The sequence below is a fragment of the Janthinobacterium sp. SUN211 genome (genome assembly GCF_030587315.1).
GTDB classification, from domain to species: Bacteria; Pseudomonadota; Gammaproteobacteria; order Burkholderiales; family Burkholderiaceae_D; genus Janthinobacterium; species Janthinobacterium kumbetense.
In genome coordinates this window covers 420,903-440,068 of sequence record NZ_JAPWIC010000002.1, presented here as the reverse complement: position 1 = coordinate 440,068, position 19,166 = coordinate 420,903, and the positions used below count along the sequence as shown (strand labels likewise).

19 protein-coding genes are annotated in these 19,166 nt (G+C 62.1%); 16 read left to right on the top strand and 3 right to left on the bottom strand.

Annotation, left to right across the window (positions count from 1 at the left end):
* The first annotated feature begins 102 nt into the window (after positions 1-102).
* Positions 103-993, top strand: a complete 891-nt coding sequence (locus O3301_RS07680; RefSeq protein ID WP_289903925.1) for a YicC/YloC family endoribonuclease — start codon at positions 103-105, stop codon at positions 991-993.
* 6 nt (positions 994-999) lie between these two features.
* Here the strand turns inward: O3301_RS07680 and O3301_RS07675 are convergent, their stop codons facing one another.
* On the bottom strand, positions 1,000-1,410 hold the full coding sequence (locus O3301_RS07675) for a DoxX family protein (RefSeq protein ID WP_251350732.1): 411 nt from the start codon (positions 1,408-1,410) through the stop codon (positions 1,000-1,002).
* A 210-nt stretch (positions 1,411-1,620) separates the two neighbouring features.
* On the opposite strand from O3301_RS07675, the gene gmk reads away from it, so the two are divergent.
* The 3 genes from gmk to O3301_RS07660 all read left to right on the top strand — a co-directional run bounded on the left by gmk (position 1,621) and on the right by O3301_RS07660 (position 4,881).
* On the top strand, positions 1,621-2,259 hold the full coding sequence (gene gmk / locus O3301_RS07670) for a guanylate kinase (protein WP_099666877.1): 639 nt from the start codon (positions 1,621-1,623) through the stop codon (positions 2,257-2,259).
* A 53-nt stretch (positions 2,260-2,312) separates the two neighbouring features.
* Positions 2,313-2,516 carry a DNA-directed RNA polymerase subunit omega gene (gene rpoZ, locus O3301_RS07665; RefSeq protein WP_010400723.1) on the top strand — a complete coding sequence of 68 codons (204 nt, stop codon included), beginning with the start codon at positions 2,313-2,315 and terminating at the stop codon, positions 2,514-2,516.
* Positions 2,517-2,598: 82 nt separating this feature from the next.
* Complete coding sequence (locus tag O3301_RS07660) at positions 2,599-4,881, top strand: bifunctional (p)ppGpp synthetase/guanosine-3',5'-bis(diphosphate) 3'-pyrophosphohydrolase (protein WP_289903921.1); 2,283 nt, start codon at positions 2,599-2,601, stop codon at positions 4,879-4,881.
* Between the two features lie 55 nt (positions 4,882-4,936).
* Here O3301_RS07660 and greB read toward each other — a convergent pair whose 3' ends face one another.
* Complete coding sequence (gene greB, locus O3301_RS07655) at positions 4,937-5,503, bottom strand: transcription elongation factor GreB (protein ID WP_289898644.1); 567 nt, start codon at positions 5,501-5,503, stop codon at positions 4,937-4,939.
* A 115-nt stretch (positions 5,504-5,618) separates the two neighbouring features.
* Here greB and O3301_RS07650 point away from each other — a divergent pair, with 115 nt between their 5' ends.
* From O3301_RS07650 to O3301_RS07595, 12 genes are all read left to right on the top strand, one after another.
* On the top strand, positions 5,619-6,206 hold the full coding sequence (locus O3301_RS07650) for a hypothetical protein (protein ID WP_289898645.1): 588 nt from the start codon (positions 5,619-5,621) through the stop codon (positions 6,204-6,206).
* Positions 6,207-6,223: 17 nt separating this feature from the next.
* Positions 6,224-7,732, top strand: a complete 1,509-nt coding sequence (locus O3301_RS07645) for a sensor histidine kinase (protein WP_305056022.1) — start codon at positions 6,224-6,226, stop codon at positions 7,730-7,732.
* 23 nt (positions 7,733-7,755) lie between these two features.
* Complete coding sequence (locus O3301_RS07640) at positions 7,756-8,403, top strand: response regulator transcription factor (protein ID WP_077407788.1); 648 nt, start codon at positions 7,756-7,758, stop codon at positions 8,401-8,403.
* A 201-nt stretch (positions 8,404-8,604) separates the two neighbouring features.
* Positions 8,605-10,176: a GGDEF domain-containing protein gene (locus O3301_RS07635; protein WP_077407790.1), complete on the top strand. Its 1,572-nt coding sequence runs from the start codon at positions 8,605-8,607 to the stop codon at positions 10,174-10,176.
* 340 nt (positions 10,177-10,516) lie between these two features.
* Entirely contained in the window at positions 10,517-11,980 is a 1,464-nt protein-coding gene (locus O3301_RS07630; protein WP_289898647.1) for a flagellin, read from the top strand.
* An 84-nt stretch (positions 11,981-12,064) separates the two neighbouring features.
* Positions 12,065-12,436: a flagellar protein FlaG gene (locus O3301_RS07625; RefSeq protein WP_305056021.1), complete on the top strand. Its 372-nt coding sequence runs from the start codon at positions 12,065-12,067 to the stop codon at positions 12,434-12,436.
* 230 nt (positions 12,437-12,666) lie between these two features.
* Complete coding sequence (gene fliD, locus O3301_RS07620) at positions 12,667-15,348, top strand: flagellar filament capping protein FliD (RefSeq protein WP_289898648.1); 2,682 nt, start codon at positions 12,667-12,669, stop codon at positions 15,346-15,348.
* A 22-nt stretch (positions 15,349-15,370) separates the two neighbouring features.
* Positions 15,371-15,817: a flagellar export chaperone FliS gene (gene fliS, locus O3301_RS07615; RefSeq protein WP_077407797.1), complete on the top strand. Its 447-nt coding sequence runs from the start codon at positions 15,371-15,373 to the stop codon at positions 15,815-15,817.
* A gap of 3 nt (positions 15,818-15,820) precedes the next feature.
* On the top strand, positions 15,821-16,147 hold the full coding sequence (locus O3301_RS07610; RefSeq protein WP_099377935.1) for a flagellar protein FliT: 327 nt from the start codon (positions 15,821-15,823) through the stop codon (positions 16,145-16,147).
* A gap of 53 nt (positions 16,148-16,200) precedes the next feature.
* Entirely contained in the window at positions 16,201-17,361 is a 1,161-nt protein-coding gene (locus O3301_RS07605; protein ID WP_289916837.1) for a flagellar hook-length control protein FliK, read from the top strand.
* Positions 17,354-17,680 (top strand): EscU/YscU/HrcU family type III secretion system export apparatus switch protein, encoded by a 327-nt coding sequence (locus O3301_RS07600; RefSeq protein WP_099666872.1) that lies wholly within the window; start codon positions 17,354-17,356, stop codon positions 17,678-17,680. Before O3301_RS07605 ends, O3301_RS07600 begins: the two co-directional genes overlap by 8 nt.
* 25 nt (positions 17,681-17,705) lie before the next feature.
* The gene (locus O3301_RS07595) at positions 17,706-18,452 is read left to right on the top strand and encodes a flagellar brake protein (protein ID WP_099666871.1); all 747 of its coding nucleotides are present in this window, start codon (positions 17,706-17,708) and stop codon (positions 18,450-18,452) included.
* 143 nt (positions 18,453-18,595) lie between these two features.
* On the opposite strand, the gene fliE is transcribed toward O3301_RS07595, so the two are convergent.
* A complete protein-coding gene (fliE, locus tag O3301_RS07590) occupies positions 18,596-18,898 on the bottom strand; it encodes a flagellar hook-basal body complex protein FliE (RefSeq protein ID WP_230539976.1) in 303 nt (100 codons plus the stop codon).
* Between the last annotated feature and the right edge of the window lie 268 nt (positions 18,899-19,166).

Below are 19,166 nucleotides of genomic sequence, written 5' to 3'. Positions count from 1 at the left end.
TTCTGTTTTTGCGGCGCGGGCGGTATTGCCTGCGCTGGCTGATTAAGTGTATAAGTGACTGTATACAAGACCAAATCGGGGAATCCTTTGAGCATTTCAAGCATGACAGGCTACGCGGTTGCCACCAGCGAAGGTGCTGCAGGCACACTGACAATTGAAATCAAGAGCGTCAACTCACGCTTTCTCGACCTGCAATTCCGGATCAACGACGATCTGCGGGCCCTGGAGCCTGACTTGCGCGCCGCCGTCATGTCCGCCATCACGCGCGGCAAAGTCGAGGTACGCCTGAGCTTTGGCCGCAAGGCCGCCACAAACGGCACGCAGGCGCTGAACCTGCCCCTGCTGACCGAACTGGCGCGCCTGCAAAACGAAGTGGGCCAGCATTTTGTCTCCGCCCCCGTCATGACGGTGGCCGAACTGCTGCGCTGGCCTGGCGTCATCGAAGAAGCGCAAGTGGGACAGGAATCCCTGCAGGCGGATGTGGGCGCGCTGACCAAACGCACCGTGGCCGCCTTCGTCGACAGCCGCAAGCGCGAAGGCGCCGCGCTCGAAGCGGTGCTGGTGTCGCGCATCGAAGCGATGGAAGCCATCGTCAAGCGCATCACGCCCCTGATTCCGCAAGTGGTGGCGGCCTTCCAGCAAAAAGCCATCGAGCGCATGCAGGACGCGCTGGGCCTGGCCAGCCAGGGCTCGAATTCGGCCCTGTCGCGCCAGGACGCCATGGAACGCATCCGCCAGGAAGTCATCCTGTACGGCATCCGCATCGATGTATCGGAAGAACTGGCGCGCCTGTCGGCCCACCTGGGCGAAACGCGCCATATCCTCACCAAGGGCGGGCAAGTGGGCAAGCGCCTCGACTTCATGATGCAGGAACTGAACCGCGAAGCCAACACGCTGGGCGCCAAGGCGTCCGTCAAGGAACTGGCCGACGCCTCGATGGACTTGAAACTGCTGATCGAGCAGATGCGCGAACAGGTGCAGAACCTGGAATAAACCCCGTCAGGCCAGGCGCGCTCCGGCGCGCCCCTGGTCGCTGGCGGCGATGACGACGCAGGCGACAAACAGCACGATGCTGTATTCCACGCCGCCGGCGCCATGCTCGCCCACGAACCAGCCCTTGGCCGCATGCACGATGGCAATGCCGCCGATGCAGATCACCATCAGTCCGGCCGCCGCCCAGCGCGTGTATTTGCCGACGATGAGCAAACTGCCGCAAACGATCTCGACGACGGTAATCGCCCACACCACGGCCAGGCCGTAAATAAACCCCTTGTCTTCCAGGAAACCGGCAAAGCGGGGAATGGTGCCATTGGCGATGCGCGTGATGGCGTGCGCCATGAACATCACAGCGATGGCCACGCGCAGCAACAACATGGCCTGGGCGGAACTGAGAAACGGGAAATTCTTCATGCGCGCATCCTGTCAGTAGAATAGTTATTGAGAAAAAACCATCCAAATTAGATAACTATTTCCTCAGGATAACAAGCAAAATATGCACAAGCGGGGCGGCGAGGCGCATCGCGGGGCTGGCTCGCCGCCTTGCCTCTTGGTAAAATACCGAATTGGGCGGCACCCACGCAAGCGCAAACGCCGCCATCACACGCAAATGGAAAGATCCGCATGAGCCACCCTACCGCCTTCTCCGGCAGCCTGTTCGTGGTCGCCGCGCCCTCGGGCGCCGGCAAATCGACACTGGTCAATGCATTGCTGGCGCAAGAGCCCGGCATCAAATTGTCGATCTCGACCACCACGCGCGCCCCCCGTCCGGGCGAGCAGCATGGCCGCGAGTACTATTTCACGACGGCGGAAGACTTCGTCGCGCGCGCCGAACAGGGCGAATTCCTGGAATGGGCGGAAGTGCATGGCAATTACTACGGCACTTCGCGCATCATGGTGGAGCAGCAAATGCTGGCCGGCACCGATATCCTGCTGGAAATCGACTGGCAGGGCGCGCGCCAGGTGCGCAAGCAATTCCCCCGCGCGGCCGGCATTTTCATCCTGCCGCCATCGATCGATGCGCTGGAAGAACGCTTGAACAAGCGCGGCCAGGACGAGCCGCACGTGATCACGCGCCGCCTGCTGGCGGCCGGCGGCGAAATCGCACACGCTCCCGAGTTCGAGTATGTTATTATCAATGAAGAGTTTACGGTCGCTTTGTCCGAACTGAGCGCGATCGTGAGAGCGGCCCGTTGCCGGTTTGCGCAACAAGCGGCCCGCAACGCATCGCTATTCGCCCAGCTGGGCCTGCACGCAGAGTAATTCGCCTGCACGCCAGTTCACACAGCACCACGCAAAAAATTTTAGGAGTTACTATGGCCCGTATCACAATCGAAGATTGCCTGAAGCAGATCCCTAACCGTTTCCAGCTGACCCTGGCTGCGACTTATCGCGCACGTCAGTTGCTGCAAGGCCACACCCCTAAGGTGGAAGCCAAGGACAAGCCTACCGTTGTTGCACTGCGTGAAATCGCTGCCGGTAAAGTCGGCATCGAAATGCTGAAAAAGGTCCCGATGTAAGTGGGAACCCGCGTGCCGGAACAGTGCTGACCCCTGGTTCTACCGTATCCTTTATTCACACTGTGAAGCAACGCGACGTTTTATGAGTCTGACCCCAGCCGACACGACTTCCGCAGCATTGCCGCCCCTGGCCTCGCGCCAGGCGGCAAAATCGCAGGGCGCAACCACGCCCGGCGTCGGCACGTCCGGCAGCAACATCCCCGCAGTACCGCCAGCGCCCGCCCTGGGCGTGGCCTCCGTCAGCCACCTGGCCGACAAGCTGGCCGAATACCTGTCTCCCGCCGACCTGAAGAAAGTCAAGGAAGCCTACCGCTTCTCCGACGAAATGCACCTGGGCCAGATGCGCCGTTCGGGCGAGCCGTATATCTCGCATCCGATCGCCGTCGCGGAAATCTGCGCCGACTGGAAGCTCGACGCACAAGCCATCATGGCCGCCCTGCTGCACGACGTCATGGAAGACCAGGACGTCAAGAAGGAAGAATTGATCGAGCGCTTCGGCGCCCCGGTGGCGCATCTGGTCGACGGCCTGTCGAAGCTGGAAAAGATCGAATTCCAGAGCCAGATCGAAGCGCAGGCGGAAAACTTCCGCAAGATGCTGCTGGCCATGGCGTCCGACGTGCGCGTGATCCTGATCAAGCTGGCCGACCGCCTGCACAATATGCGCACCCTGGACTTCATGACGGCGGCCAAAAAGCGCCGCATCGCCAGCGAGACCATGGAAGTGTACGTGCCGATCGCGCACCGCCTCGGCCTGAACAACATCTACCACGAGCTGCAGGACCTGTCGTTCTCGCACCTGTATCCGATGCGCTACCGCACCCTGGCGAAAGCCGTCAAGGCGGCGCGCGGCAACCGGCGCGAAGTGGTCAACAAGATCATGGAAGCCGTAAAAAGCACCTTGTCCATGGCCGAGCTCGATGCCGACGTCACGGGCCGCGAAAAGACCCTGTACGACATCTATAAGAAGATGCGCAGCAAGCACTTGTCGTTCTCGCAAGTTCTGGACGTGTACGGCTTCCGCGTAGTGGTGGGCAGTTTTGCCGACTGTTACGTGACCCTGGGCACCCTGCACAGCCTGTACAAGCCCATGCCGGGCAAGTTCAAGGATTACATCGCGATCCGCAAGCTGAATGGTTACCAGTCGCTGCACACGACCGTCATCGGCCCCTACGGCACGCCCGTCGAATTCCAGATCCGCACGCAGGAAATGCACCGCACGGCCGAATCGGGCGTGGCGGCGCACTGGCTGTACAAGAGCGGCGAATCGAACCCGTCCGACCTGCAGCAGCGCACGCATGCCTGGCTGCAATCCTTGCTCGACATCCAGCAACAGACGGGCGACTCGGCCGAATTCCTCGAACACGTCAAGGTCGACCTGTTCCCCGACTCCGTCTACGTGTTTACGCCAAAGTCGAAGATCATCGCCCTGCCGCGCGGCGCCACGGCCATCGACTTCGCCTATTCGATCCATACGGGCATCGGCGACCAGACCGTGGCCGTCAAGATCAACAACGAAACCTCGCCCCTGCGCACCGAGCTGCACAACGGCGACATCGTGGAAATCATCACCGATTCCTCATCGCGCCCCAGCCCGACCTGGCTGTCGTTCGTGCGCACCGGCAAGGCCCGTTCGGCCATCCGCCACCATTTGCGCACGATCAACCTGCCCGAATCGATCGCCCTGGGCCAGCAACTGCTGTCGCAGGCGCTGCACGCGCTGAACATTGACGCCGACCTGCCGGTGCCGCTGGTGGAACGCCTGCTCAACGAATCGAGCGCCAATTCCATGGACGAGCTGTACGCGGACATCGGCATCGGCAAGCGCATGGCCACCCTGGTGGCGCGCCACATCTTCGGTTTGATCGGCGGCGAAGCGGCCAGCATGCCGGTGGAACACAATAGCGGCAGCGAACTCGACCCCGTCACCATCTGCGGCAGCGAAGGCGTCTCCGTGCAGCTGGCGCCGTGCTGCCTGCCGATTCCCGGCGACCAGATCATCGGCCAGCTGCGCCGCGACCAGGGCTTGCTGGTGCACACGAGCGACTGTTCGCAAGCGAAGCGCCAGCGCGCCAAGGAACCGGACCGCTGGATCGCCGTGCGCTGGGGAACGGAACTGAACCGCCGCTTCGACTGCCGCATCAAGGTGCTGATCAACAGCGAACGGGGCATCTTGGCGAGAGTCGCCGCCGAAATCGGCGAATCGGACGCCAACATCATCTACGTGGGCATGGACGAAGACAAGGACAACGTCCTCGACCAGCTGCGCTTCACCGTGCAGGTAAAAGACCGCGTCCACCTGGCCGCCCTGCTGCGCAATGTGCGCCGGGTCGCCGGGGTCAATCGGATATTGCGCGAGCGCAACTAGAAAACGGCTGGCCAGATTCTCTGCCCAGCCGTTTTTTCATGCGGAACACATCAGTTCAAGTCTCCCCCGGCGCCGGATACGTCACTTCCAGCAATTCCAGTTCCTGCTCGCCCAGCGGCGTGTTGAGGGTGATCACGTCGCCTTCGCGCGCCTTGGTGATGGTGCGGGCCATGGGCGAGACCCAGCTGATCTTGCCGTTCAAGGGGTCGAATTCATCGATGCCGACGATGGTGATGGTGTGCGTTTCGCCGTCGCTCGTGCGGTAGGTGACGGTGGCGCCGAAAAACACCTGGTCGTTGCCATGGTGCACGCTGGGGTCGACGATGGCGGCCAGATCCATGCGTTTCGTCAGGAAGCGGATGCGGCGGTCGATTTCGCGCAGGCGCCGCTTGCCGTAGATATAGTCGCCATTTTCCGAACGGTCGCCATTCGACGCCGCCCAATGGACGATGCGCACCACTTCCGGACGGTCGACGTCGATCAGCTGCAGCAGCTCATCCTTGATGCGCTGGTAACCGGCCGGCGTGATGTAGTTCTTGGCGCCGGCGGGAATGGCCAGCGCCAGCGCGGCCGCTTCTTCATCGTCGTCGTTGTCGGATTCTTTTACAAAGGCTTTATTCATCTGTCTATTGTAGCCCCGCCAGGGAGCCACGGGCACACGGGATGCGGGGGCAAACGGGCTTTTTTGACGTATCATCGTGGCAATCGCGGCAAACCTGCGCCGCACACGGAGACGGATGAAAAAATTCTACAGAGTCAGGCGCTGGCTGTTCGCGCCGCTGGTCTACCTGGCTGCCATCTTCCTGCTGATCGAGGAATGGCTGTGGGCGACGGGCGCGCGCCTCATGCAGGTGATCGCGCAATTTCCGCCCCTGCATGCGCTGGAAGCGTGGATCAAGCGCCTGCCGCCGTACTGGGCGCTGGCCATCTTCGTGCTGCCGGCCGTGCTGCTGTTCCCCGTCAAGCTGCTGGCCCTGCTGGCCATCGCGCGCGGCCATGCCTTTTCCGGCATCGGCGTGATCGTCATCGCCAAGCTGGGCGGCGCGGCCGCCGTGGCGCGCCTGTACAGCCTGACGCGCCCTACCCTGCTCAGTTTGCCATGGTTTGCCCGCTGGCATGGCCTGTTCATGGAAACCAAGGACCGCTGGATCGCCCGCCTGCGCGCCACGCGCCCCTGGCGCCGCGTCAGCCGCCTGTCGGCCGCGCTGGGCCGCGCCCGCCGTGCCTGGTGGCAACGCTTGCGCAAGGGCACGCCAGGACGCCATAATTCGCGCCCGGCCAGGGTGCTGCGCCGCTTCGCCGCCTTCTGGCGCGCCCGCCGCTGATGAAGAAAGGCCACTCCATGCACGACACTCCCCGCCTGGCCCCCGCCATGCGCGCGGCGGCGCCGGAAATCTACCTGTACGACGCGGCCAGCTTGCAATTGCTGGACGCCAACGATGCCGCCTGCGACAACTTGCAGTATGCGCGCAAGGAATTGCTGGCGATGACGCCCTTCACCCTGGCGCCGCAGCTTGACGCGCAGCAACTGGCCGCCGTGCTGGCGACCCTGGACGACAGCATCGGTGCACAAGCCCTGCTGCACGTGCAGCAGCGCCGCCGCGACGGCAGCCTGTATTCGCTCAGCCTGCACCTGTCGCGCGCCAGCCGCCACGGACGCGCCCTGCTGCTGGCCGAAGGCGAAGACTTGCGCACGCCGCAGGCGACGGCAGCCGCCCTGGCGCAGGTGCAGTCGCGCTTCAACGCCATCGTCTCGAATACGCCGGGTCTCGTGTACCAGTTCTGCCTGCATGCGGATGGGCGCGCCGCCTTCCCCTACCTCAGCGATGGCTGCCAGGCCCTGCTGGGCTTGGGGCCGGCGCAGCTGCACGCGCGCCCGGAACTGTTTTACCAGTTGATCCTCGCCGACGACCGCGCCTCGTACCTGGAATCGATGCAAGCGTCGAAAAACGCCTTGTGGAGCTGGAACTGGGAAGGCCGCATCTGGATCGATGCCTGGAAGGATGTCAAATGGATCAACCTGCGCTCCACGCCGCGCGCGCTGGCCGATGGCACGGTGCAGTGGGAAGGCATCATGACGAATATTACGGAAAGCCGGCTGGAACAGAGCGAAGTGCGCCAGTCGCGCGCCCGCCTGGCCGAGCTGACGGCGCATATCGACAAGGTCAAGGAACACGAACGCACGCGCCTGGCGCGCGAATTGCACGATGACCTGGGCGGCAATTTGACGGCGATCAAGATGGCGCTAGCCATGCTGGCGCGCCGCCTGCCGCCGGACGACCGGCAACTGCAGGAAAAGGCCGACTATGTCGATGCCCTGGTCGACCGCAGCATCGACGCCGTGCACCGCATTTCGCTGGACTTGCGCCCCTCCATGCTGGACCTGGGCCTGGTCGCCGCGCTGGACTGGCAAGTGAAGGAATTCGCGCGCCAGGCCGGCATCGAATGCCAGTTCATTTCGAACCGCCAGCACATCGAACTGGAGCTGGACCAGGCGACCAGCCTGTTCCGCATCGCCCAGGAGGCGCTGACGAATATCGCCAAGCATGCACAGGCGAGCAAGGTCTGCGTGCGCCTGGCCCGCCAGCGCCAGCATATCAGCCTGTCGATCGCCGACAATGGCGTCGGCATGCGCCTGTCCGACCGCGCCAAGCCGCAATCGTTCGGCATCCGCGGCATGGCCGAACGGGCCAGCGCGCTGGGCGGCGCCCTGAGCCTGATGGACGGGCCGGACGGCGGCACCATCCTGAGCATAAAAATCCGGCTGACCACGCCGCGAGAGGCGATAATAGCGGCTGCAGCCAGTGCGCCCGCGCACAGCGGGCCGCCACCAGAAGCGGCCAGTGGGTGAATTAGATAGGAAACAACGCAGTCATGAAAGAAAAAGCCACCATCCGGGTATTCATCGCCGACGATCACGCGATCGTGCGCGAGGGCTTGAAGCAAATCCTCGCCGATACGAAGGACATCATCGTGGCCGGCGAGGCCGAAAATGGCCACGACGCCATCAAGCTGTTCCGCGGCTCGAAATGCCAGGTGTTGCTGCTCGACATCTCCCTGCCCGACCGCAGCGGCATCGAGGTGCTCAAGCAGATCAAGAAGGAAAAGCCGGAACTGGCCGTGCTGATGCTCTCCATGCACCGCGAGGACCAGTACGCCATCCGTTCGCTCAAGGCGGGCGCGGCCGGCTACCTGACGAAACAGAGCGCGCCGCGCGAACTGGTCACGGCCATCCGCCAGGTGGCGCAAGGCTTGAAATACATCAGCGCCTCGCTGGCGCAGGAACTGGCCAACACGGTGGGCGACGACCACGAAACGGCCTTGCACGACACCTTGTCGGACCGCGAATACCAGACCCTGGTCATGATCGCCTCGGGCAAGGCCGTGGGCGCCATCGCCGAAGAGCTGAAATTGTCCGTGAAAACCGTCAGCGAATACCGCGCCCGCCTGCTCGTCAAGATGAAACTCAAGAACAGCGCCGAACTGACGCATTACGCCATCCGCAACCAGCTGGTGGATTGACGGCAAAGCGGCATGCCCGCTGGCATCGGGCGAATTGACAGGACTTCTCCTTGCTTCTCGCACAATAAGTTCTTTGCCAACTCGCATATCATGAGGATAATTAGAAATATCTAAAAAGGCTGTGCCTACATGTCCAGTAAATTGCCAACTTCACCAGCAAGCGCTCCCGCCGGCGCCACGAATACCGCCGCCGCTGCGGCGATGAACCCTGCCGATATCGCCCGCGAAGCGTTTCGCCGCCTGGCCACGCGCCGCATCGCCCCCACGCCAAGCGCCTACCGCGATATCTACAATGAAATCGCCGGCATCAGCGAACCGGCGGAGACGCCCGGCGCGCCTGCCGCGGTCCTGGCCGCCAGCGCACCCACGGAGAGTGGCGCGGAAAACGTCCTGACGCAGTTTGCCGCCAAGATGAGCGAATCGGCGGGCGAACTGGGCGACTTTGGCCGGCGTTTCCAGCGCGCCCTGAAAGCGCGCGACTGGGACAGCTATGCGCGTACCCTGGCGCAACTGGCGGAAAAACAGGTGAAGAAAGGCGGCGGCATCGAATTGCCGCCCCTGCCGGACGGCGAACAGACGCGCACCCTGCGCGAGTTGCTCAGCCGCACCCTGGGCTTTGCCGTCGCCACCTTGCTGACGGGCACGCCCGCGCTGGTGGAAGAGGCCGAATCGCTGGGTGCGGCCATCAAGCTGGCCCACACGGAAGAAGCGCTGAACGAAGCGGCGCTGCGCCTGAAACAGCTGTGCTACCAGATCGAACTGAAAAGCGGCGACACGGCCGAGCAGCAGGAATTGCTGCTGCGCCTGTTCAAGTTGCTGCTGGACAACGTCAGCCAGTTGCTCGACGACGACAGCTGGCTGCGCGGCCAGGTCGATGCCGTGCAAAACCTGATCGCCGGCCCGCTCGACCAGCGCGCGCTGGAAGACGCCACGCGCAGCCTGAAGGAAGTCATCTACAAGCAAGGCCAGCTCAAGCACAGCCTGTCCGACGTCAAGCTGACGGTCAAGAACATGATGATGACCTTCATCGACCGCCTGGGGCAAGTGGCGGCCAGCACGGGCGACTTCCATGAAAAGATCGGCGGCTATTCGGAAAAGATCAGCCAGGCAGAAAATATCAGCGAACTGAACAGCGTTCTCGACGAAGTCTTGCGCGAAACGCGCATGGTGCAGAACGAAGCCTTGCGCGCACGCGACAAGATGGTGCTGGCGCGCCAGGAAGTGCAGGATGCGGAACAGCGCATCCACACCCTGGAAGCCAAGCTCCAGCATATGAGCGAACTGGTGCGGGAAGACCAGCTGACGGGCAGCCTGAACCGCCGTGGCCTGGACGACGTGTTCGAGCGCGAGACGGCCCGCTCCGACCGCCGCGGCACGCCGCTGTGCATCGCCATGCTGGACCTGGACGATTTCAAGCGCCTGAACGACACCTACGGCCACCTGGCCGGCGATGCCGCCTTGAAACACCTGGTGAAGATCGTCAAGGAAACCCTGCGCTCGATGGACGTCATCGCCCGCTTCGGCGGCGAGGAATTCCTCATCCTGCTGCCGGAAACCACGGTCGAGGCGGCCTCGTCGACGATGACGCGCTTGCAGCGCGAGCTGACCCGGCATTTCTTCCTGCACGACAACGAAAAAGTCTTGATCACCTTTTCCGCCGGCGTGGCCTTGCGCCTGCCCAACGAAGACCAGGCCGAGCTGGTCAAGCGCGCCGACCGCGCCATGTACCAGGCCAAGCAGACGGGCAAGAACCGCGTGGTGGTGGCCGACTAAGCCCGGTCCGCTTCACGCCATGCAGTCCCGCCAACCGGCCGGACGGCATTTTTCATGGCAAAAACAATAACATTCATCGCCTTCCCGCCTTCCGCCGGCGTCCGCGCAATATAAAAATAAAACTATTTTTACCCTCAAGTTTCTTTAAATCATGTCGTCTAGCGCGCGGCCGGCGGCAAACTGAAGGGCTAAAAATTAAAATTTAAAGCACTTTTCGCCATAAATTTTCCCGCAGAGCAACCGTTACCCTAAACAACAGCGGCTTGATTGTCCCGGAACAGCGGGGCAGGCCAAAGTGACTAGCACATAGCGCAATGTAGTACCTGTTTGGAGAATTATCATGGCTGCAGTAATTAATACCAACATCTCGTCCCTGAATTCGCAACGCAACCTGTCGACCTCGCAGTCGGCCCTGAGCACCTCGCTGCAACGCCTGTCCTCCGGCATGCGCATCAACAGCGCCAAGGATGACGCCGCTGGTCTGGCAATTTCCGACCGCATGACGTCGCAAATCCGCGGCATGACCCAAGCCACCCGCAATGCAAACGACGGCGTCTCGCTGGCCCAAACGGCTGAAGGCGCGTTGGCAAGCTCGGGCGACATCCTGCAACGTATCCGCGAACTGGCCGTGCAATCGTCGAACGCCACCAACTCGGCCAGCGACCGCCAGGCGCTGCAAACAGAGGTAGGCCAACTGGGTTCGGAACTGAACCGCATCGCCACCACGACTTCGTTCAACGGCCAGGCGCTGCTGGACGGCACCATGGGTACGGCCAACTTCCAGGTCGGCGCAGATGCCAATCAGCTGATTTCCGCCAGCGGCGCGAACTTCCTGACCAGCACCTACGGCAATAACCGCGTGGAAAATGATGCGACCGCCGTCCTCGCCACCTCGGCAACGGCAACGGCAGGTTCGGTGGTCGTCGCCGGCGCACGCGGCACATCCACCGTCACCACCAAAGCCAACGACAGCGCGCAAGCCATCGCCGCCAGCGTCAACAAGGTTAGCGCCGACACGGGCGTCACGGCAACGGCAAAAACCGCCACCAGCCTGAAACTCGGCTCCACCGAAGCGTACTCGTTCACCCTGGTGGGCGACAATACGGCCACCGGCAAGGAAGCGCAGATTTCCTTCTCGGTGGGCGCAGGCCAGTCGGCTTCGGACTATGCGGCAGGCATCAATGCAATCAATGCGCAAACGTCGAAAACCGGCATCACCGCCGAATACGATGCATCGACCAGCAGCATGAAACTGACGCATGCTGACGGCGCCGACATTGCCATCAAAAACACGGCAGCTGCCGGTAACACGGTATTCAATATCGACTCCTACAAGGCCGACAAAACCTTGACGGGTTCGGCGTTCGACGCAAAAGCCAATAACGCGGTCGCCGTCGCCAACGGCACCGTTACCTACGATGCGCCGGGCAGCTTTGCCATCACCGACACGTCGGGCTTGAAAGCCACGAACAAGACATCGGACTTGAAATCGGTGGCTTCGCTGGACGTGACGTCGTTTGACGGCGCCCAGTTGGCACTGAAAATTGCCGATGCAGCACTGGCAACGGTGAACGGCCAACGCGCCCAGTACGGTGCTTTGCAATCGCGCTTCTCGTCGGCGATTTCCAACCTGCAATCGACCACGGAAAACCTGTCCGCATCGCGCAGCCGCATCGTCGATACCGACTTTGCATCGGAAACGGCCAACATGACCCGCGGCCAGATCCTGCAACAAGCTGGTACGGCCATGCTGGCACAAGCAAACTCGCTGCCAAACGGCGTCCTGAGCCTGCTGCGTGGCTAATCCCTGATTAGTAGCGCAACAGCGTAGGACTCTGATTCCCCTGCCGGATTTTTTCGGCCGGGGAATTTTCACTAGGAGAGCACCATGACTATCGACACGATAGCGGCCGCCTCCGCGGCCCGGATAGACAAGAGTTACGTGTCTGCGGACACGCCGCCGGCGCGTCCGGCAACGCCACGTTCAGCAACGGAAAACGGCACGGCTGCACCACAGCAAGCCAGCAAGGAACCCAGCCGCGAGCAGTTGAACAAGGCGGTATCGGAGCTGAACCAGTCGTCGCAAATAAAAACGCAAGGCATTGAATTTTCCATCGACGAAGACAGCCAGCGCACGGTGGTCAAGGTCATCGACCAGGAAACCAAGGAAGTGCTGCGCCAGATTCCCACCAAGGAAGCGCTGGAATTGGCCAAGACCTTTGACTCGGCCAAGGGTTCGCTGATCCGCCAAAGCGCCTGATGATGGCATGGCACACGGACATGCGACATCGCGGCAGCAGGCATCAGCATGACCACGGGGTTCGGTAGCCTGGCTATCCGGCCCCGTTTTTTATTGCAACTCGTACAATATTTTCCTATCTCTTCCCCGCTTTTTTGCTCCCGCTGAAAACAACGCGGTAAATCCCCCTCTCAAGTCCTGATTGATTCTGCCGATAACAGCTTATATTAGCGTTTTCCTAGGAGTATTCAGTGGCCATCACACCTACCCTTTCATCCATAGGCATCGGCGCCGGCGCCAGCGGCCTGGATGTGAATGCCATCATCGACAAGCTGATGACGGCCGAAGCCGCGCCGCTGGGTACCTTTGACAAGAAAACGGCCTCGTACCAGGCCAAGCTCAGCGCGCTGGGCACGCTGAGCGGCGCCGTCAGCACTTTCCAGGGCTCGTTGTCAGCGCTCACCAACTCAAGCAACTTCCGCGCCGTCAGCGCCACGCCGTCCGATCCACTGGTGCTATCGGCCAGTGCCGGCGCCAAGGCCGTCGCCGGCAGCTATAACATCAATGTTTCCCAGCTGGCCCAGGCGCAGACGCTGACGTCGGGCGGCATGGCCAGCAAACTGTCGACCATCGGCAGCGGCGCCAAGACCACGATTTCCTTCCAGCTGGGCTCACTCGCCGGCGGCACCTTTGGCGTAACGGGCACGACACTGAGCGGCAGCACCCTGCTCACGGGCGTAAGCAACGGCTCGCTGATCATCAATGGCACGGCCATTCCGACGGACGCCAGCACCAAGAGCGCACGCGCACTGGCGGACGCCATCAACGCCAAGAGCAGCACCACGGGTGTGACAGCCACGGCCCAGCCGACGGCCAGCAACGCCACCATGTTCAACGGTTTCGGCAATATCGAAACGGGCGCGGACGGCACCTACTCGCTGTCGATAGGCGGCATCGAGATCGTGACCCAGGGTAACGGCGTCGCCGCAGGCGCCGGCATTACGGCCGCGTCGCTCGACACGACGCTCGAAGGCCCGAATGCCGTCTCGAATGCACTGGCCGCCGCGAATATTACCGTCACCGGCAAGGCCGCCGACGGCACCCTGAAATTTACGCGCGCCGACGGCTCCAACCTCAACATCGAGGAAGTGGTGACGGGTTCCGTCAAGGGCGGCATCGGCCATGCATCGAACTCGGTCAATGACGGCTCGAACGTAACGATTGCCAGTTCGATTACCCTGGCCTCGGGCAACGCCAGTCCCATCGTCGTCGGGGGGAGCAATCCTGCCGCAGCAGGGCTGACCGCGGGCACGGGCGGCAGCTACATGAACACGAACTTTACCCAGGATGGCACGCAGGCGACGGGTTCGGTGGTGATCGATTCCACCAACAACAGCTTGCAAGGCATACGCGACGCCATCAATAACGCCGGCCTGGGCGTCACCGCCAGCATCGTTTCCGATGGCACGGACAAACCGTATCACCTGGTGCTCAGTTCGACCAAGACAGGCGCCAATTCGGCCATGAAGATTTCGCTCAGCGGCAGCGATGGCCAGCCCGCCGACAGCGCCCTGAACGACTTGCTGTCGTACGATGCGGGTGGCACGCAAAACCTCAAGCAGAACAGCGCGGCGCAAAACACCATGTTCAGCGTCAACGGCATCGCCATCACCAGCAGTTCGAACAACGTCGATACGGCCATCGAAGGCGTCACCTTGGGCATTACCAAGATAGGCACGTCCAGCCTGTCGGTGGCCAAGGATACAACGACGGTCAAGACCAGCATCACTGCCTTCGTCAAGGCCTACAACGAGCTGAACACTTCGATCGGCAAGATGACAGCCTACAATCCCGAAACCAAGACGGGAGGCATCTTGCTGGGGGATTCGACCGTTCAATCGATACAAAGCCAGTTGCGCCGGCAGCTGGGCGCACCGATTACCGGCTTGAGCAGCGGCATGAGCAATATGAGCCAGGTGGGTATTTCATTCCAAAAAGATGGCAGCCTGGCCTTGGATTCCAGCAAGCTTGACAAAGCCATCAGTACAAATTTCAATGATATCGCCGGTCTGTTTTCAGCCATCGGCAAGGCCAGCGACAGCAACGTCGCCTTCACCAGTTCGACGGCCGCCACGAAGCCCGGCACCTATGACCTGAGCATCACGACAATGGCCAGCCAGGGTTCGCTCACGTCCGACGGCGTGCTGGCAGCCAGCACCACGATTGCCAGCGACACTACCTGGAATATCACCCTCAATGATACGGATCCCAGCTCCGCCAAGAATACGGCCCAGGTGTCGATACCGGCGGGCACCTATACTCCGGCGCAGATGGCATCGCTGATACAATCGTCGATCAACGGGGTGAAGGCTTTTTCGGACATTGGCTCAACGGTCTCCGCGTCGATCGACGGCACCGGCAAACTGGTCCTGGTGTCGAGCCGCTATGGCTCGGTATCGAATCTGGCCTTGAGTAACGGCAAGGGGACCGGTATCGAGACCCTGTTTGGCACCGCCAAGCCCGTCAAGGGCGCGGACGTAGCCGGCACCCTTGGAGGGCAACCGGTCGTCGGTTCCGGCCAGAGCCTGACGGGCGCACCCGGTTCGCCAGCGGAAGGCTTGAAAATTGAAGTGACCGGCGGCACCACCGGTTCGCGCGGCACGGTCAGTTTCTCGCAAGGCTATGCCTATCAGTTGAACAACCTGGCCACGTCCTTCCTCGGCACAAAAGGCATGATCACCGGACGCACGAGCGGCATCAACGAAACCCTGAAGTCGATAGCGGCGCAGCGCGACAAGTTCAGCGAGAAGCTGACCGACATCGAAGCGCGTTACCGCGCGCAATACTCGCGCCTGGATGTGTCCCTGAATAAATTGCAGGGCATGCAAACCTATTTGACCCAGCAGCTGGCCGCCATCGCCGCCAACCGTTAAGCCCATTCATCAGGAGAATTACATGTTTGGAACCCAACAACGCGGCGTCAACGCCTATGCCAAGGTCGGTCTGGAAACGGGCATCGTTTCGGCCTCGCCGCACAAGCTGATCGTGATGCTGTACGACGGCGCCCTGGTGGCCGTGCTCAGCGCGCAGATGCACATGAAATCGGGCAATGTGCCGGAAAAAGGCAAGTCCATCTCGAAAGCCATCCAGATCATCGACAATGGCTTGCGCGCCAGCCTGGACAAGGAAGCGGGCGGCCAGATCGCCGAAGGCCTCGACGCCCTGTATGAATACATGAGTGCGCGCCTGCTGACGGCCAACCTGCACAACGATATTACCCTGCTGGAAGAAGTGCAGCGCTTGCTCACCGACTTGCGCGAAACCTGGAACGCCATCGGCGCCACTCCCGCCGCCATGCCTGGCGCCGATCTGAAACGTATGCCCAGCCTTGCGAGCGCCTGACCCATGATGACGAATCAAGAAGTCCTGACCACCTACGAAGCCATGCAGACCCTGACGGGCCAGATGGTGACCGCCGCCACCAATGCCGACTGGGATGCGCTCGAAGCGCTGGAACAGCGCATCAGCACGCATGTGGCCGCGCTGAAGGCGAATGAAGAAAAAGTCGTGCTGGAAAGCGCTGGCCGCCAGCGCAAGGTCGCCCTGATCAAGCAGATCCTGGAAGACGACCGCAAGATCCGCGACCTCACCATGCCGTGGATGGCGCAATTGTCCAAGCTGATCAGCAGCACCGGCACCGAGCGGCGCCTGGCCAACGCCTACGGCGCGTAAGCGCCCACGGGGCAAGGTCCGCTATCATGTTGCCGAAGATGGATGCAATCGGCATGACGCCCTTGACCCCGATCAAGGGCACTCGCCCGGCCGACACCGTCGCCGACCCGCGCCAGGCCGAGTTCCAGCGCTCGCTGCAGGGACTCATCGGCAAATCCATGCAGGGACAGGTGCTGGCCCGCATGGGCGACGGCAGCTTTCTCGTGCGCGTGGCCGGCACGCCGGCCCGCATGCAGCTGCCTGCCGGCGCCCAGCCCGGCACGGAAATCCCGCTGACCTTGATCGGCATCAATCCCCGCCCCTCTTTTCAAATCGGCAATAACCGCGACCAGCCCGCCAGCGCCCTGCTGACGTATGCGGATGCGGAAGCCGAACCGGACGCCGCTGAAACGCGCGGTCCCCAGCCCGGCGCCGCCCAGGCGGGCACGCGCGCCAGCAGCACGGCCGCCACCCTGCTCAGCCGCGCGCCCCTGACGCCGGCCAATCTGCTGCCCGCCCTGGCTGGCGACACGCCCGCGCCCGAGCTAAGCACCACCGCGCGCGCCATCAGCACCGTGCTCAGCCAGGCGGAAAGCGTGCCCGGCGCGCCCCTGTCCCTGGTCGGCAAGACGCCGCTGATGACCACGCCGGGCGCAGCTCCGGCCCAGGTGGCGCAAAAACTGCAGGAGGCGGTGGGCAGCAGCGGCCTGTTCTATGAATCGCATGTAGCCGAATGGGCCGAAGGCAAGCGGCCGCTGGCGTCGCTGCTGCTGGAGCCGCAGATGCAGAAGGCGGCACAGGGCGACGCGGCCAGGACGGGGACCGACCTTGCCTCGGCACAACTGATCAATTTGCAGCTGCATACGCACGAACAGGCGCGCGTGCAGTGGCAGGGCGAAGCGTGGCCCGGCCAGAAGATGCAGTGGGATATCAGCAAGGATGCGCCGGAAGGACAGCAGCACGATGGGCGCGACGGCGACGGGGAAGCGACGGCCTGGCGCAGCAACGTGCGCTTCCAGTTTCCCCTGCTGGGCGACCTGGCCGCGCACGTGGTCTTGCAGGGCGGCCGCGTGGCCATCCAGCTGCAAGCAGGCAGCGAAGGCAGCGCCGACACCTTGCGCCAGCATGCGGCGGCACTGGAAGCGTCGCTAGCCGCGGCCGGCTGGCCATTGACGTCGCTGACGATCGCCGGCAAGCCGGACGCCGCCGGGCCAGCGGAAGCGGACGATGCTTGACGACACCAAGCGCAAGGTGCCGCAGACGGCCGTCGCGCTGGCCTACCAGAGTGGCGCGCCCGCCCCCAAGGTGGTGGCCAAGGGCAGCGGCCTGATCGCGGACCAGATCATCAGCACGGCGCGCGAACACGGCGTCTTCGTGCATGAATCGAAGGAATTGGTGGCGTTGCTGATGGATGTCGACCTGGACCGCCAGATTCCGCCCGGCCTGTATCGGGCGATTGCGGAACTGCTGGCCTGGTTATATCATATTGAATCTGCGAATGGCGGGCCCATCCCGCCGCCGCCCGACACCAGCATCAACCTCACCGATACATAGACAGGCATCAATGCAAGCACATATTATGGATTCCGGCCTCGAAAACTGGCATGATTTTGAAGTGGAATCGCGGCGGGAAATCATCGCCTTGCTGCGCAGCATAGGCGAAAAGAACCAGCTGATCCGCATGCTGATCCACGGTGAATCCGATGTGTGCGTCACGTCCATCCTGGAAGTCGATGCCGACCACGATAGCGTCATCCTCGACCGTTCCGTGAATGCCGACCAGAACCGGCGCATGGTGGCCGCCAAGGGCATTTCGTTTGAAACCTCGCTCGACAAGATCCGCATCCTGTTTGCCAGCGCCCTGGTGGAAGAGTGCAATTACGGCGGTACGCCCGCCTTGAAAATTGCTATTCCAGAAACACTGATCCGCTTGCAGCGGCGCGAGTATTACCGCATGACTACGCCCGTGAGCAATCCCGTGCGCGTGGCGATTCCCCTGCCGCCCTCGCTGGGCGGCGCCGACACCCTGTTCCCGCTGGCCGACATCAGCTGCGGCGGCATCGCCATCCTCGACAATAAACTGATGCTGGGCGAAACCATCGGCCGGGACTATCCCGGCTGCCGCATCGACTTGCCCGACGTCGGCATCGTCACCGCGACTTTGCAAATTCGCAACTCGCTGGACATGACCTTGCTGAATAATAAACTGAACCGCCGACTCGGCTGCCAGTTCGTCGACCTGCCGCGTAGCATGCTGGCGCATGTGCAGCGCTATATCACGCGCCTGGAGCGCGAGAGAAACGCCCGCATGGCGGGGTTGGGTTAACACCTTACCAACCTACTGCGCGTCGCCATTTGCGGCCTGCGATGCTCACTGTACTAGAGTAAAGTTCCGCTTCTCGGCCACAACTGGCTTCCGCTCGCTACGGTTTGTAAGGCGTTCGTGACGTACCAATACACTTGCCTGTATCAAACCTGCATATTCATAATTTCATGATATGCAGAAACTAATTTATTCCGCACCTGCACCGTCGCCTGGAATTCGATGCTCGACTTTTGCATCGACACCATCACGTCCGACAGGCTGACCTTTTCGTCGCCCATGGTAAAGCGCTGGCCCAGTGCGGACGAGGCTTTTTGCGCGCCGCTCACGGAGTCGAGCGCGCTCTTGAAGGCATCGGCGAAATTCACCTTCGCCGCCGGCATCTCGGTCTGGATCGCCGGTATTTTCGCCTCCGGCCGCGTGGCCGCCGACTTCAGTTGCGCGATCATCGCCTCGATCCTGCTGCTATCGATACCGCCTGTTTTCACTTTGCCTCCCGATTCTGGTGTGCTTCGTAACTGTTCCATGCCTGTTGCACCCAGAGAACAAAACCCTGGCTTGCAAGGCAACGACGGGTACAATAACTTCCGTCACATGTTGCCAGGGTTCCACAATACCAGCGCCAACGCCAGCCGCTCGGCCGAGCAGGCGGCAAAAGCGCCTTCTATTTGGACGATTGAAGCGCGTGACAGTGGCGGATAATTCTGCATATCGCCC